Origin of the sequence: Pseudomonas sp. IT-P294, assembly GCF_949767865.1 — a bacterium.
Lineage (GTDB): Bacteria > Pseudomonadota > Gammaproteobacteria > Pseudomonadales > Pseudomonadaceae > Aquipseudomonas.
In genome coordinates this window covers 44,342-58,316 of record NZ_CATKQW010000009.1, presented here as the reverse complement: position 1 = coordinate 58,316, position 13,975 = coordinate 44,342, and the positions used below count along the sequence as shown (strand labels likewise).

Below are 13,975 nucleotides of genomic sequence, written 5' to 3'. Positions count from 1 at the left end.
ATTTTTGAGATGAAGCTTATCTCTAGCGTGGATTATCTTCCATATACGAGTGGTGGATAGTGCACTCACTTGCTTGAAAACATCGTTTCAAGCAACTAGCCACGTACCTGAGGAAACCACCATGAAAGCTTATGTGATTGAACAACCGGGCGGCCCTGAAGTCCTGCAACTGCGAGATATCCCCTCACCCGAGCCAGCGCCGGACGAAGTGCAGATCCGCGTCCGTGCGTTTGGCCTCAACCGCGCAGAAACCTACCTGCGCGCTGGCAAAATGGGTGACATCACCACGCCACGCGTGCCCGGCATCGAGGCCGTGGGCGAAGTGATCCATGACCCCTCAGGTGTCTTGCGCACCGGCCAGCGCGTGGCCACGGCCATGGGTGGAATGCAGTTCAGCCGCAATGGCAGCTATGCCGAGCAGGTTACGGTACTGCGCAACAATGTGATCTCACTGGACGACACGTCTCTCTCGTGGGAAGAGCTTGCCACACTGCCGGAGGCGTATCTCACTGTTTGGGGGGCGCTTGACAAAAGTTTAGCGATTCAACAAGGCCAGACTTTGCTGGTGCGGGGAGGGACTTCATCGGTTGGCCTGGCCGCCATCGCCTATGCCAAGGCCCGCGGACTGACTGTGATCGCCACTACGCGCACCGCTGCGAACATCCAACGCCTTTACGAAGTTGGGGTTGATGAGGTGGTCGTCGACAACGGTGACATCGCTCAGCGTGTTCGCGAAATCACGCCTGCAGGGGTGGACGCCGCACTGGAAATCGTCGGAGCCATGACACTGCGCGACACGATCAAGACGCTGCGACCGTTCGGCGCGGTGAGCGTCATCGGGCTGCTCGGCGGCCCGCCGGTAGTGGAGAAATTCCACCTGATGCAGGATCTGCCTGGCGGAACGCGACTGAACTTCTTCCCGAGCGGCTTATTGGGAACACCAGCCTTGCCATTGCAGGACACGCCGTTGCCGTGGCTCGCAAAGGAACTTGCAGCCAAGCGGATGCCTTCCATCCGCACCCAAACCTTCGCCTTCGACGAGGTCCGCCACGCGCACCGCTTGATGGAAAGCGATCGCGCGCTTGGCAAGCTTGTCGTCTTGCTCTGACATTAAGGAGTACTGCCATGCGTACCGCATTGATCGCGCTGGTTCTCGGCGCGTTTCTACTACCCATGACGGCTCAGGCCGCCAAGTCCGCCACCGAGAACTCGGTGAAGACTGCCGTCACCCAGCAACTCAACCGCTATGAAGCCGCACTGAACGCATCCGACGTCGACCGCGTCATGACCTTGTATGCAGACGATGCTGTGTTCATGCCACAGCACAGCCCGCCGGCTGTAGGCCGTGACGCAGTGCGCGCGGCGTATCGCCAGGTTTTCAACACAATCAAGCTCGATATACGTTTTACCATCGATGAGATCCGACCGATGTCACGCGACTGGGCGTTTGCGCGTACGCGCTCTAACGGAACGGCCAAGCCGCTGTCTGGCGACCGGCAGGCCAGCGCCGAAGGCAACCAGGAAATCTTCCTGCTGCACCGAGAAACCGATGGTCAATGGCGCTTTGCGCGCTATATTTTCTCGACCACCAATCCCCCCAGGTTGCAGTAAGTTGACTCAACTGTCACAGGCGAAATGGAAAATGTCGGTGGGAAACCACCGGCAGATCGAAAGTGGTTTGGATAAGCATAACGTGCAATAAGATTTGCCCGTTTTGGGTCGGCTATAGCCCTTCGCGACAGGCAGCTTTGGATCGGCTTCTGCCCTGCGTCACCGGTCGTTATCTACCGAACGTAACGATGTCGGAACCTTTAAGGTCCACCATCCCACCACTCAGCAGCCGCCTGCGAGCATTGCTAGGTCCAGTAATCGACCTGATGATGCCAGCCGCTCGACAGAAGTCGCTCAATCCCGGGCCATATTGATCCTGAAGGGCTGGTCGAGTACTCAGTGGTCTACACCGACCGCTCGCTCAACCACATGTCCCAGTCATTTCAAGGCGTGATGAAGAACATTTCCACGACCCTGAAACAGGTCTACAACGCCCTGCGCTTTGGTGATGCTCAGTGCTTTGGCGCTCGAGCGCATCGAACAGACGCATAGCAGCAGCTTTGCCTGCGACCTGAAAAAGTGGCTTCAGATCATGCAGGCCTACGAACAGGGCGGACATGCCTACCATGCGACCATGCCCAGCGATTCCCTCGCGCGATTTAACGAGGTGATGAAAGAGACGCAAGCCTACGGTTTCGAGAAGGTCCGCGACGAACAACAGGCTCTGGGCGATCGGGTGCGCGAAATGTTGACCGGCAAAGGCATCAAAAGCGTGGCCGCAGCCGGCTTTCAGGCCCCTGGCGTAGTGGTGAGCTACACCGATGATGCCGACATCAAGAACGGTAAGAAATTTGCCAACCATGGCCTACAGATCGCCGCCGGAGTGCCGTTGCAATGCGACGAGCCGGCCGACTTCCAGACCTTCCGCATCGGTTTGTTCGGACTCGAAAAGCTGCACAATATCGAGCGCACGGTCAGCACCCTCGAGCAGGCACTGGACGAGGTGATGGTTAACTAAGCCCCAAAGAGGAGCCCGCCATGACCGTAGTTGATCGCCTCAGGTATTTGCGCGTCGTTCTAGTTTTGGCTGGCCTCGCGTGCCTTGCTCTCTACCCACTTATGTTGTTCTGGCCGTCCGGCTGGGCCTGGCACGTCGGTCACTCGGACTACCCGAAGTGACCGGTTTGGGCTGTGGATTCAACCGGTCGATGCGACGGATTGGCTGAATCCTCTCACCTGTATTCCGAACTAGAATTTCACTGCCGTCTCTTCCAAGGCCCGGTCCGATATCAACCGCGCGGCGTCAGATCTCGAGCGTTATTTCAATCTCTGGGATACCGGTATGAACAATCCGCAAGATAAAGCCGAATCCGACGAAGATTTAGCTCAGATGGTCATAGGGCGAGGGCCCTGCACCTATCTATTGTTGCTCTTGCTGGGATTGATCCTCCTGTTTCCCTTTCTTGAACAAGGCCTATTTGCTCGCACGTTGCTCGGCATCCTGTTTTCAATCGTGCTGCTCGTGGGCGCTTTCGCCACCAGGCAGACTCGAATGGGGTTCATCCTCAAAACAGGGCTGGCGTTACTTGGGGTTGGCCTTCAATGGACGGCGTTGTGGGCTGAAAGCATCGCAATGCTTGACCTTGCCGGAATAGCTTATGCGGCGTCTCTTGCCGTCTCGTTCAGCGGAGTACTTCGCTATATTCTCAAGCGCGGGCCAATTACGGCCGACAAGCTGCATGGCGCGCTAGCGGGTTACATCATGCTGGCCTTCGTTTGGTCCTTCGTCTATGCCTTGGTCGAAGTATCCAGTCCTGGCTCATTCGGTCCTGGCCAACTCGACTTTGTACAGCCCGGCACTTTCTTCAGACTGATCTATTTCAGCCTCACAACGCTGACGACCACCGGTTACGGTGATGTTCTTCCATTGACCAACCACGCCCGTTCACTGGTGATGGTCGAAGAATTTTCAGGCGTCTTTTATGTGGGTGTTGTGATTGCGCGGCTTGCCGGTCTTTATCCGTCAAATCAGATGAAGTGACTGTCGATTGGCTGTACCACTTCTGGGCATCTGGATGGCGGTGCGATGTTTGCCCTATAAATTCCTCAGGCCACTTGGCGTTTCGATAGAGGAAACCAGGCTTGACGCCTCAATGCTTTCGCACCTGTGAAGTCGAACTGGCCCGGAAAAATTCATGGCTTCCAGCAACTGGCTAATCCTCTCTGGCGTCGGATGAAAGATATCGAGCATCTGCAATGAGCAGCCTTTATCTTCAAGCATCGTCGCAGGGTGCACCGGCTGTCCCCATTGAATCAGGCTGGGCGCGGCCCCCTCCAAAGGCAGTCTGCCGTCCGCTAAAATTGTAATATCCCAGCACAATTCGCCTCGGCTCATCGGCTGCACCTGTCCGACGACCTCTGTGAACATCGGGCTAAGCGTTTTCAAACTGTCGGCTTTAGCAACCCAATGGGCTAGCCGAGGAGGCACATTGTCTGGCAGCCCGTCCAGGCCAAACCACCGAGGCCGATTCACCGGCAGGGCCGCTGGGTTAATCGCGATCACTTCCAGATAGACATGTGTACCTAGCCGAAGCAGTTTGTTGTGGGTTCCCATAAGCGCATGGCAACCGCCTGGTTGAAGTTCCACACCCAGTCGCTGACTCACGAAGCGATCACCCGCTTCCAGCGTAGGCGCCACGATGACTAAATGATCCAGCGAAGTTTGCATAAGGGCTCCCATCACACCGGTACGTTATCGAGCAAGGTACTGTCAGACTGAAATTGACAATTGGGCAATATGATTCTGATGTGGAAATTCAGGTGAGTGAGGCTTCACTACCAAGCCCCATTATCAAAGACACAATGCTTGGATACCCCGGTATCCGCGGAGTTGATGACAAACGCGGCGGTAATTCCCTACGGTTTAAGGTTGTGGGTCGAACCAAAAATTTTGCTGGAGCCGTTCACTTACGCCTCTGCTTGGAGAGAATAGCGGACGGTCATGAATATGCGCTTTGGGCTGTTCTCCGTCGGTTGTGACTGGCTGCTCCTGGCCGATTGCTGTCTGTCACTAGTCCTTAAAATAACCTGGTTATTTCATTCAAGATCCGATCCTGCGTTTCAACACTGGGTCTGTGGCGATAAGCCACTGCTAAAAATGCAACGCCTTCGTAGTCGCAGCGGATCGAAAAAGTCATCCCTTGACGAAACCCAAAAACGGACCTGTCTCCGGCATCAACAAAATATCTCGCTTTTGTAAGCGCTGATTGAGCGTGCTTCAGGCATTCAGCTTGACTAAGCGAGTGTTGTATCCAGCTGGTAGTGACACGTACAGAAGACGTCTCGCTATCATCGATCGGTGGTCGAGCAATGGCTGTGGCAGGTGTATTGATATTGTCGTTACTGGAACAAGCGGTAAGCCCCATTGAGATAACAGTCAGTAAAAAGCCAAAACGAAGTCTCGAATGCTTAAGTGAGTGTCGCATCGCGGGGCGTTCCTCTGACGATGTGCAATGAATAAGAAATGCCTAGTGCTGCCATTCTGCTCGTCTCTGGCGTAGAAACAGACGTTGTTAGCATAGCAGTGGAAAAGTGGCTTTCTGGCAGCCGATCTGCAAGGTCAGCTATTGGCCATTAGACGTCACTCGGGATCGGCAACCAGCCCGGATGGCTGCGCTGTTTCGCCGACCAGATCACATGTGGCTGAGCTGGGCTTTTCTACTTTGCGCAGGGCTCGGATGGAATGAGGACGACCAGATCCGTATCACCTATGTCGACCCCCGTTTGTGAAAGCAAGGTAGTCACTTGTCCACGGTGATGCGTTTGATGATTGAAGAAATGCATGAGCAAACCATAAAAGCCCCTGTCAGCGGGTATTCCCTTCATGCTTGTGTAATTGAGGGTGTGATCTAGATCCGACTCTGCAATGGAGCAAGACCACTCGACAATTTTCTGATCGAGCCACTCTCGATGTGCCGAAAGTTCTCGGATATTCGAGAACAGCAACTGGTCGAGGCTTTTGAGCGTAGGAAGCTGCCGAATCGGTCCCAGAGCCAAGTAGTTCGCTGGGTGCTTGGCGAATCGCTTTAGCCAGACAGTGTCGCCGGCCACCAGATGGTTCAACGTCCCAAGAATTGAACCAAAGAATGCTTTCCTATCCACTGAGAGTTCTTCATCTGGCAGGCTTCTGGCTGCCTCATAAATCTTTGCGTTCATCCACTCGTTATAGGTCGCCATTAGGCGGATATGACTGGTTCGGCTCATCATGCTCATCCCTTCAATGAATACTTGATATGCGATCCACGCTCATCTTGAAACCCAGTCTAGTGTTGGGCTTTGTTGTTTCGGGGGCAACTGGGGGAGGGACCGTTCTTGCTGGGTGCTTGCATTTGGCTCGGCGAATGTCTTCATTTGGCCAATTGCTGCCTGAATCATGCGTCGCCAAGAAACAGGGTATGGGTGGCATGCTCATCATCTGATCGGTTGAAGCCGCAACGCCGATAGAAGGCGTCTCCTTCAGGTGTATCAGTAGAAAGGCGTACGATCCGAAAACGATAAGAGGCGAACTCGACAAGCGCATCAACCAACGCTTGTCCGACTTTTAGTCCTCTTGATGAAGCTGCAACGTATACCCGTCGCAGCCTTGCCGTATCGTGTTGAGCATACGGATCAACCGAGAGGCCTCCGATGCCTATCAGGCAATGGTCCGTATACGCTGCCATCAGACACTCGCCTGGTGCGTCGAATCGATTAGCCCCGGATTTCCATTCGGCAATCAGGCGGGTGAGAAACCTGAATCCTTCCCCGATGGCCTCTTTTTCCAGGTTCAGGATCTCTGGCGGAAGGTGCTCGATCCGTTGAATCTCAAGTCGTTTCATTCATCGTCCCTGACTTGGCGATTCCCGTTCCTGCGCTTTCTAAAGACCGCTACCAAGCACATCAACGCCCATGTAGCGGCCATCTTCAGGTGTGTAGGCCGCCGGTTATGGTTTTATCAAAAGTCCCTGTCCAGTAGGCAGGCTGGCAATCGCAATATCCCTTTTTGCGGCCCATTGATCCATCCCGTCCTTTTGCGGCTGATAGCCAAAGTAGGCGTAGTCATCCAGTAAAATGACCGCCCCCGACACCAGTCGATCCCACAGAAACTCAATGGCCGCCACTTCTGGCTGCACGCAATTCATATCGATGTGCAAGTAAGCAATCTGTGTCGAGTCGATCTGGGACAGCGTTTCAGGAATGGAGCCTTGAATGATATTTACATTCGACCATTCCGAGAAATTTGCTCTTACCGCATCAATGTTTGATGTGTACGTCCCGTCGTCAACCCACTTCTGGCTTTTACCAGAGACACCGCCGTCTTTCTCTTCATCAGATAAAAACCGGTCATCGATGCCCGAGTAAGTGTCCAGAAGATGGAACATCTTGCCGGTGCTGTCCCAGTCCAGGTCTTTCATGATCGCTGAACTTAGAAAGCCATAATTGACACCACATTCGACAAAATCACCTTGGCGTTTCGCTGCGGTCCGTGCGGCCCAAAGCCCTAGATGAACGCGCCAGTACCATTGATAGTCGGCGCCTGAGGCCTCCATGCCTCGGTCATACGCAGCGATATAACGCGGATCACTCATGAAGTCGTGATTGTGCACCGTCCTCAATCCATCCGAATGGAATTCTCCCTTTACTTTAGGAAGTAGAGGGTCTGTATTCGGTTTGTAAGGACGGCCTTCTCGAACCCCCCACGTCAAGTAGTGAACTGCAGGATCGATTCCTGCCAATCTAACGTCAGGGTGTAGATACAGGTATTGCTCAGCAGAAAAATCTATAGGCAAACTCATTCCATATCCTTGTTAGCCATTAACCAGCTCCATTCCGATGCGCGATGCAAGGGTAATCACCACTCAGCATCCAAAAATCGGCGCGCGGCGATACTACATTAACGGCGCATCGCCCTCTATGCAGAACACAAACTCCTTTATGGGTGCTCTAGCGCAGCAGATGCACGGCCAGGCCTGTGAGCGCACAGCCCATCAACACTTGGATGACGCCCCGCTTGAAGCGAAACAGGGCAATCGCGGCAGCAATCGCGATCAACGCTGAAGGCCAGTCGAGGCTGCCGTTGAAGCCCTTTGGCCAAAGCACGTGATAGCCGAAGAAACACGCCAGATTGAGGATCACGCCAACCACTGCGGCGGTAATGGCGGTCAGTGGCGCCGTGAATTTGAGTTCGTTGTGGGTCGACTCCACCAGCGGGCCGCCCGCGAGGATGAACAGGAACGAAGGCAGGAAAGTGAACCATGTCACCAGCGAGGCGGCCACAGCCCCGGCCAGAAACACCTGGTCGGGCCCGAAAACCTGCGAGACATAGGCGCCGACAAAACCGACGAAGGCCACCACCATGATCAGTGGACCCGGTGTTGTTTCGCCCAGCGCCAAACCGTCGATCATCTGTGTTGGGGTTAGCCAGCCATAGTGACCGACCGCGCCTTGGTAGACATACGGGAGCACCGCGTAGGCGCCACCAAAGGTCAGCAATGCCGCCTTGGTAAAGAACCATCCCATTTGGGTCAAGGTGCCTTCCCAGCCAAAAACGGCGGTCAAAAGGCCCATTGGTAATGCCCATAGCCCGACGGCGATCACTGCCAGCAGTGCCAGTTTTGACCAACTGAACCGGGCATGTTCCGGGGAGGGGGTGTCATCATCGATCAAGGCCGGACCGAAGGATTTTTTCGCAGCGCTATGGCCACCGGTTCTGAACTTCTCGGGCGCCAGGCGTCCGCCGACATAACCGATCAATGCAGCACCCAGCACAATCAACGGGAACGGAACATTGAACGCAAAAATGGCCGTGAATGACGCCGCCGCTATCACCCACAGCCAATTGTTTTTCAACGCCCGGGAGCCGATCCGATGGGCCGCCTGCACCACAATGGCCGTCACGGCGGGCTTGATCCCATAGAAGAGCCCGGCCACCACGGGTACTTCGCCGAACGCGATATACATCCACGACAGCGCGATCAGGATGAACAATGAGGGCAGGACAAACAGTGCCCCCGCAATCACGCCTCCCCAGGTTCGATGCATCAGCCAGCCAATGTACGTTGCCAACTGCTGGGCCTCCGGCCCGGGCAGCAACATGCAGTAGTTGAGGGCATGCAGGAATCGGCGCTCGGATATCCAGCGCCGCCGCTCTACCAACTCTTGGTGCATGATCGAAATTTGCCCCGCTGGCCCACCGAAGCTGATGAAGCCGAGCTTCAGCCAAAACCAGAACGCCTCACGCAAACTGACGGCTTGCGGCCTCGACAGCTCTTCTTCAACCATGGGTGCCACCACCTTATTCATCGAGTTGTTCCTCTTTCACAAACACGGCGAGCAGACCGTCGAAGATGGCGCTCGCAGCAGCCAGCAGATGGTCGTCATGGGGAATGGTTTCACGCAACCCTGCGAGCACGCGCTCGATGCCGGCAGCCTCCACCGGTTGAATGCCTCCGACATCGAGGTAATGCACCAAAGCCGCAATGCGGTCCAGGCCAGACGCTTGAAGCGCAAAACTGGCTTGCAACGTTTCGAAGCTCACGCGGTTGCCGACATGACTGAACGCCGCGTCATCGAAGTCGAACCCCACGGCATCGGCGGGGCAGTCCTGTGGAGTGTCCAGCCAGAGGATTTTAGCGCCAGGGTCAATGAAGCGGCGGATTAACCAGGCACAGGCCAGACGATCAACCCAAGGACGCTTGCGGGTTGCCCAAACACGTCCTTGGTAATCGTTACGGTCGAGTACTGTTATGGGTTGGTTGTGGCTGTGCGGTTCGTCTGAAGACAGGGCTCTGCTGACGGCAATCTCAAGCTCCTGCAAGACTGCATCAATCTGCTGTTTCGGTTTGCCGGGGAAGTAATCGATGTTGCTCAACTGCTCGTAGGTTTTGCGCAGTTTGCGAACCTGTTTCGTGATGGCCAATGCGTTTTCAGGATTGAGCTGCCCACGGCACTCTTCGATCTCTGCGCGTAGCTTGCTGTAGTCATCGCTACGGTCGAACAACTCGACAAAACGCTCCCCGTCAGGATCGACGACGGGCAGGATAAATGCGGTGCCATTGATCGCCAGGATGTCGCGCTCGACAGCGGCGAGGGTTTCACGACAGGCGTCGGTGTCCGGCAACAGATAGACACCATCACGCAGAACTGCCGCACCAGCAGCTCTCAACGCACGCCAGGCGCGCATGCGTTCGGTGGCATTGGCGGTGGGCAAGCCAAGAATCAGGGTTAGCCAATTGTTCATGTAGAGTTAGCTGGTCATTATGTAGAAACAACTACATTACTCTGGGTTTTGGGGATTGGAAAGTTGCCCTGTCGTCACTCAATACCACGAAGCTTTCACATTGATCCGACAGAGGCCAGACAATTGCGCGCCTACTCTGGCTGCTGCCTTGGGTTGGTATTGAGGAGGGCAAGTAAGGCAGTCCTGATAGCCGGGACTTGATGGGTACTGTTGACGTAATCGCAATAACCAAGAACGAACGCGCAATTCACTCAATCAGGGGTTACCTATGTCCATCGGAGCCGTATCCGCTTCAAATCCAGTGACTATCAATGGGCAGAGTTCTACCCCAAGTCAGCCACAGGCGAAAGAAAGTCAGGCAACGGCCACTGCTTCCTCGGCCAGCAATGTTGCAGCCGCACTGAAAGAAGCTACCGAGACTGCCGCGCAAACCGCACAAGAGGCGGGGCATGGTGACCGTCAGGCACAGCGCTTGATGCAAAAGCACCAACATCAACCCGCTAGCACAGCAGCGCCAACGGCTGGTGTTGTGAATGGTAACGGGCAGATCACCGGCGAGCTCATCAACACTAAAGCGTAATCGCTCGGATTCACTGCAAAAGGCTGGCGAATCCTGTGCGAGCAGGGTTTTCCGGTTGCCTTCAAAACACGGTAATACGCCATTTCTACTGCACTCTGGCCCAGAGTGTGTCTGTAGGCACCGGCGCAAGTTGTGGCCAACAGTCCGGGCTGCCTCGAACTTGCGCATGCGGTTCTATCCATTCACCAGACTCTCAGGGTTTTCCCTTGGGTCACCTGCTCGTACATACGGACCCTCCGGTGACTTCGCGCATAACCGCCCATCGCCGATACGGTGCCGCTTTGAATGTGATCCAGGTAACGGAAGATCTTTTGCGGTGAAATAAAACGTACCTGGTAGCCCAGGGCAGTCATTCGATCCTGCAGTTCATAGCCCGGATTACGTTTATCCATTTGAAAGTGAAAGCCGTGTTGCTTGATGAACGCCACGTTCCACAGCGTGCAAAAGCTCTTCAGGTGGACCTCTCGATAAGGTTTGGGCGCCCTTGCCTGAACGCCGAGCGCCAGCAAACTCCGTCGGGTGTAGTGTTTGCAAAAACGTGAAGCCAGGCGCCAGGCCGAGCGAACGACACCCCGATCCAGTTGCTCCAGGCATCCGACGGCGGCCACGTCGCGGTGCTCCGTGCATTGGTCGAGCATCATGGCAAAGACTGCCGGATCGTAAATGAAGGTATCGGTGTGCAACAGAAACAGATAGTCGGTTTCAACCTGTGCCAAAGCGAGATCCAGAGCACGGCCATGGGCAATGTTTCCGGCTTCGGGGCCTGTGTGCTTGCGCTCGATCAGCTCAATCCAGTCCAGCGAGCGCAAGTACTCGCTGCTCGCATCGTCGGAGTGGTTATCCACCACAATCACCGGAACATTTGTCCCACGCAGAGCCTCCTGCAGAAGCGTGAGGCAGGTTCTGGTCAGATCAAGTGTTTTGTAGTTAACCAACACAATGCTGTAGTTGGCTGCCGCTGGAATTGGACGAGTCATAATCCGTGGAACCTCGATGAATTAACCGATATCGCGCTAGACCGTTCTTAACGGTGACGGGACGTACACAAGGTCAATTCGAGCGCGAGACGTCACTGGAGGAGGTGTTCTGGGTGCTGGCAGTGGCAGTAGCCGTGGTAGACCCTGACTGTTGTAGCGAGATCATGGCGGTCGCCCTTGCCGCTTCCATTTTGTCCATCACGGTATCGCCACCGCCCTCTGCCATTGCGGCGACGGAGGCGGTCATCAAGGTCACGATCAAAAGGGCTTTAAGGCTGTTCATGAGTGTTCTCCAGTAGTGAGTTGAGCCAACACTGTTTGTTGGCTTGAACTCATCTTGACGCTCACGGCCTTTCGCCCTGTTCTCCGCAAAATGAATTTTTCGACAGGTTGGCGGCGAGGCTGGATTTTTGGGGGGCGAGGGGAGATCAATACGGCGGGAGGTTTTATCGCGTTGCGTGTTTCGGCCCACGCCCAGCCAAACCGACAGGAGCCCGGCTAATCAGACAAGGCCAAGGGGCGCGGATGTGCCCGCCAACCCCGTCTTGCCAAGCAGTTCGATGCGACAGCCAGGCGCCGCGTCACTGACAGTCAGCTTGAGGTCGTGCAAGCGCGCCACGGCGGAGACCATGCTTAACCCCAGGCCATTACCTGGCGTGTGTCGGCTCGCTTCGGCACGGTACAACCGACGAAACACGGCTTCGCGCTCACCTTCGGCAATGCCCGGTCCGTTGTCTGTGACACGAATTCCGACCGAGCCATGATCGGCGATCACGGTCAGGTTGACCTGGCTATGGTCGGGACAGAACTTGATGGCGTTATCCAGCAGATTGCAGAGTGCATCAAACAACAACTGTGCGTCTCCGGCGATGACGGCGGGAATCTGGCTTTCATTGAGCGTGAGACTGATGCCACGTTCTTCTGCCAACGGCTCATAGAGCTCGGTGGCGTCGGCACTGATCAGGTTCAGGTCCAGCGGCGCGAAGTGACTACGGCGGGCGCTGTTTTCGATTTCCGAGATACGCAGCAAGGCCTTGAAGGTCAGCAGCAGCGCCTTGGCTTCGACCAGCGCTGCGTCGATGCTCGCGGCGTATTGCGCTTCATCGAGACCGCGGCGCTGGGTGCGCTCCAGCCCGGCGATCAACCGAGTCAGAGGGGTGCGCAGGTCGTGAGCGATGTCGTCGCACACGCCTTTGACCTCGTTCATCAAGCGTTCCAGCTCATCGAGCATGCCGTTGACCACGGAGGCGAGGCGGTCGATGTCGTCGTTGTTGCCCTGGATCGGCAATCGGCCGGTCAAGTCGCCTTCGATGATCCCCTTGATCGAGCGACTGACCTTGTCCAGGCGCCGGTGGGCCGAGTAACCCAACACCAACGCGCCAAACAGGCCGACCACCAGCAACAGCAGGCCGCCTGAAACCAGTGCCTTGATCAGCAGTTCGTCAAATTCGCGTATGTCGTGGATGTCCTGGGCCACCAGCAAGGTCTTGCCATCGGCCAGGTGATGGACAATGAAGCGTATCGGGCGCTGATGACCACTGGGTTTGCGCCAATCGAACTCCTGAGGTTTGTCGTAGGCGGAGAAGGGCGGCAATTGCTGGATGGCCCCGGCAATGAACTGGCCTTGCGCGTCGAACAGGCTATGGGGAACGCGCGCTTCGGTATCCTGCTCGGCGTGATTGCGGATTTCCCTGAGTTGCGATTCGGGGTCCTGTGCACTGCGGCTTTCCACCTGGCGATACAGCGCGGTATCCGCTTCGGTTTTCAGGTAGAACGCTGTTTGCCAATAGACATAACCGAACAACGCCAGAAACGAACAGCCGAACAGTCCTAGAAACAGCAGGCCGGTGCGAAAACTGATGGTGCGCGGGATCTCACTCAGGCGAACGGAGGACATAGCCGGCTCCACGAATGGTGTGGATCATCGACGGTTCGTTTTCGTCGTCGATCTTGCGACGCAAACGGCCCATGTGGACTTCGATGACGTTGGTGCGCTCGTCGTAGGCGTAGTTCCAGACCGCTTCGAACAGCATGGTGCGGGTGACCACTTGCCCTGCATGGCGCATCAAGTGTTCCAGCAACGCGTACTCACGGGGCACCAGATCAATGACCCGGTCACCACGCCGGACCACCCGGCTCAACAGGTCGACCTCCAGATTGCCGACCCGCAAGCGTGTTTCCCGAGCTTCGGAGACCGGTTCCGCGCGGCGACGGTTCAGCGCATCCAGGCGTGCGGTCAGCTCGATGAATTCGAAGGGTTTGGTCAGGTAATCATCACCGCCCGCGCGCAGGCCGCGAACCCTTTCGTCCAGCGCACTCAAGGCGCTGAGGATCAGCACCGGGGTGCTCACACTTGCCGCCCGTAATGCGGTCAGTACGCCAAGCCCGTCGAGGCCGCCGGGTAACATGCGATCCAGGACGATCAGATCGAACGGTTCACTCAGGGCTTTGAGCAGACCTTCGCGACCGTTGTGGACGCAGCTCACGGTGAAGCCGTGGTCACACAGCGCCGCTTCAATTTCGCGGCTGGTAGGCAGGTCGTCCTCGACGACTAGAACATGGGTCATGGCAGATGAACCGCTCACATAA

At 56.0% G+C, this 13,975-nt stretch carries 14 protein-coding genes and 2 pseudogenes; 6 read left to right on the top strand and 10 right to left on the bottom strand.

Features of this window, described 5'->3' with window-relative positions; all coding sequences use genetic code 11:
- Nucleotides 1–121: 121 nt before the first annotated feature.
- The 5 genes and pseudogenes from ACM6I0_RS06930 to ACM6I0_RS06910 all read left to right on the top strand — a co-directional run bounded on the left by ACM6I0_RS06930 (nucleotide 122) and on the right by ACM6I0_RS06910 (nucleotide 3,592).
- A complete protein-coding gene (locus ACM6I0_RS06930) occupies nucleotides 122–1,108 on the top strand; it encodes a zinc-binding dehydrogenase (protein WP_414921820.1) in 987 nt (328 codons plus the stop codon).
- 17 nt (nucleotides 1,109–1,125) lie between these two features.
- Nucleotides 1,126–1,611, top strand: a complete 486-nt coding sequence (locus ACM6I0_RS06925) for a YybH family protein (protein WP_285435113.1) — start codon at nucleotides 1,126–1,128, stop codon at nucleotides 1,609–1,611.
- A 297-nt stretch (nucleotides 1,612–1,908) separates the two neighbouring features.
- A pseudogene (locus ACM6I0_RS06920) lies at nucleotides 1,909–2,569 on the top strand (hypothetical protein).
- 20 nt (nucleotides 2,570–2,589) lie between these two features.
- Nucleotides 2,590–2,724: pseudogene (locus tag ACM6I0_RS06915) on the top strand (DUF6632 domain-containing protein); the annotation flags it as partial.
- A 169-nt stretch (nucleotides 2,725–2,893) separates the two neighbouring features.
- Complete coding sequence (locus ACM6I0_RS06910) at nucleotides 2,894–3,592, top strand: ion channel (protein WP_414921819.1); 699 nt, start codon at nucleotides 2,894–2,896, stop codon at nucleotides 3,590–3,592.
- A gap of 54 nt (nucleotides 3,593–3,646) precedes the next feature.
- Here the strand turns inward: ACM6I0_RS06910 and ACM6I0_RS06905 are convergent, their stop codons facing one another.
- The 6 genes from ACM6I0_RS06905 to ACM6I0_RS06880 form a co-directional block, all read right to left on the bottom strand.
- On the bottom strand, nucleotides 3,647–4,279 hold the full coding sequence (locus tag ACM6I0_RS06905) for a VOC family protein (RefSeq protein WP_414921818.1): 633 nt from the start codon (nucleotides 4,277–4,279) through the stop codon (nucleotides 3,647–3,649).
- Nucleotides 4,280–5,268: 989 nt separating this feature from the next.
- The gene (locus tag ACM6I0_RS06900; RefSeq protein ID WP_414921843.1) at nucleotides 5,269–5,814 is read right to left on the bottom strand and encodes a DinB family protein; all 546 of its coding nucleotides are present in this window, start codon (nucleotides 5,812–5,814) and stop codon (nucleotides 5,269–5,271) included.
- 167 nt (nucleotides 5,815–5,981) lie between these two features.
- Complete coding sequence (locus ACM6I0_RS06895) at nucleotides 5,982–6,428, bottom strand: GNAT family N-acetyltransferase (RefSeq protein WP_414921817.1); 447 nt, start codon at nucleotides 6,426–6,428, stop codon at nucleotides 5,982–5,984.
- Between the two features lie 105 nt (nucleotides 6,429–6,533).
- Nucleotides 6,534–7,385 (bottom strand): class I SAM-dependent methyltransferase, encoded by an 852-nt coding sequence (locus tag ACM6I0_RS06890; protein WP_414921816.1) that lies wholly within the window; start codon nucleotides 7,383–7,385, stop codon nucleotides 6,534–6,536.
- A gap of 148 nt (nucleotides 7,386–7,533) precedes the next feature.
- On the bottom strand, nucleotides 7,534–8,892 hold the full coding sequence (gene chrA, locus ACM6I0_RS06885; RefSeq protein ID WP_414921815.1) for a chromate efflux transporter: 1,359 nt from the start codon (nucleotides 8,890–8,892) through the stop codon (nucleotides 7,534–7,536).
- The gene (locus ACM6I0_RS06880) at nucleotides 8,885–9,829 is read right to left on the bottom strand and encodes a chromate resistance protein ChrB domain-containing protein (RefSeq protein ID WP_414921814.1); all 945 of its coding nucleotides are present in this window, start codon (nucleotides 9,827–9,829) and stop codon (nucleotides 8,885–8,887) included. The genes chrA and ACM6I0_RS06880 overlap by 8 nt, the downstream gene beginning before the upstream one ends.
- A 268-nt stretch (nucleotides 9,830–10,097) precedes the next feature.
- On the opposite strand from ACM6I0_RS06880, the gene ACM6I0_RS06875 reads away from it, so the two are divergent.
- Nucleotides 10,098–10,409, top strand: a complete 312-nt coding sequence (locus ACM6I0_RS06875; RefSeq protein WP_414921813.1) for a hypothetical protein — start codon at nucleotides 10,098–10,100, stop codon at nucleotides 10,407–10,409.
- A gap of 182 nt (nucleotides 10,410–10,591) precedes the next feature.
- On the opposite strand, the gene ACM6I0_RS06870 is transcribed toward ACM6I0_RS06875, so the two are convergent.
- The 4 genes from ACM6I0_RS06870 to ACM6I0_RS06855 form a co-directional block, all read right to left on the bottom strand.
- The gene (locus ACM6I0_RS06870; RefSeq protein ID WP_285435103.1) at nucleotides 10,592–11,386 is read right to left on the bottom strand and encodes a glycosyltransferase; all 795 of its coding nucleotides are present in this window, start codon (nucleotides 11,384–11,386) and stop codon (nucleotides 10,592–10,594) included.
- A gap of 73 nt (nucleotides 11,387–11,459) precedes the next feature.
- The gene (locus ACM6I0_RS06865; RefSeq protein ID WP_414921812.1) at nucleotides 11,460–11,669 is read right to left on the bottom strand and encodes a co-regulatory protein PtrA N-terminal domain-containing protein; all 210 of its coding nucleotides are present in this window, start codon (nucleotides 11,667–11,669) and stop codon (nucleotides 11,460–11,462) included.
- Between the two features lie 219 nt (nucleotides 11,670–11,888).
- On the bottom strand, nucleotides 11,889–13,283 hold the full coding sequence (locus tag ACM6I0_RS06860) for an ATP-binding protein (protein WP_285435101.1): 1,395 nt from the start codon (nucleotides 13,281–13,283) through the stop codon (nucleotides 11,889–11,891).
- Entirely contained in the window at nucleotides 13,261–13,953 is a 693-nt protein-coding gene (locus ACM6I0_RS06855) for a response regulator transcription factor (protein WP_208668519.1), read from the bottom strand. The genes ACM6I0_RS06860 and ACM6I0_RS06855 overlap by 23 nt, the downstream gene beginning before the upstream one ends.
- Between the last annotated feature and the right edge of the window lie 22 nt (nucleotides 13,954–13,975).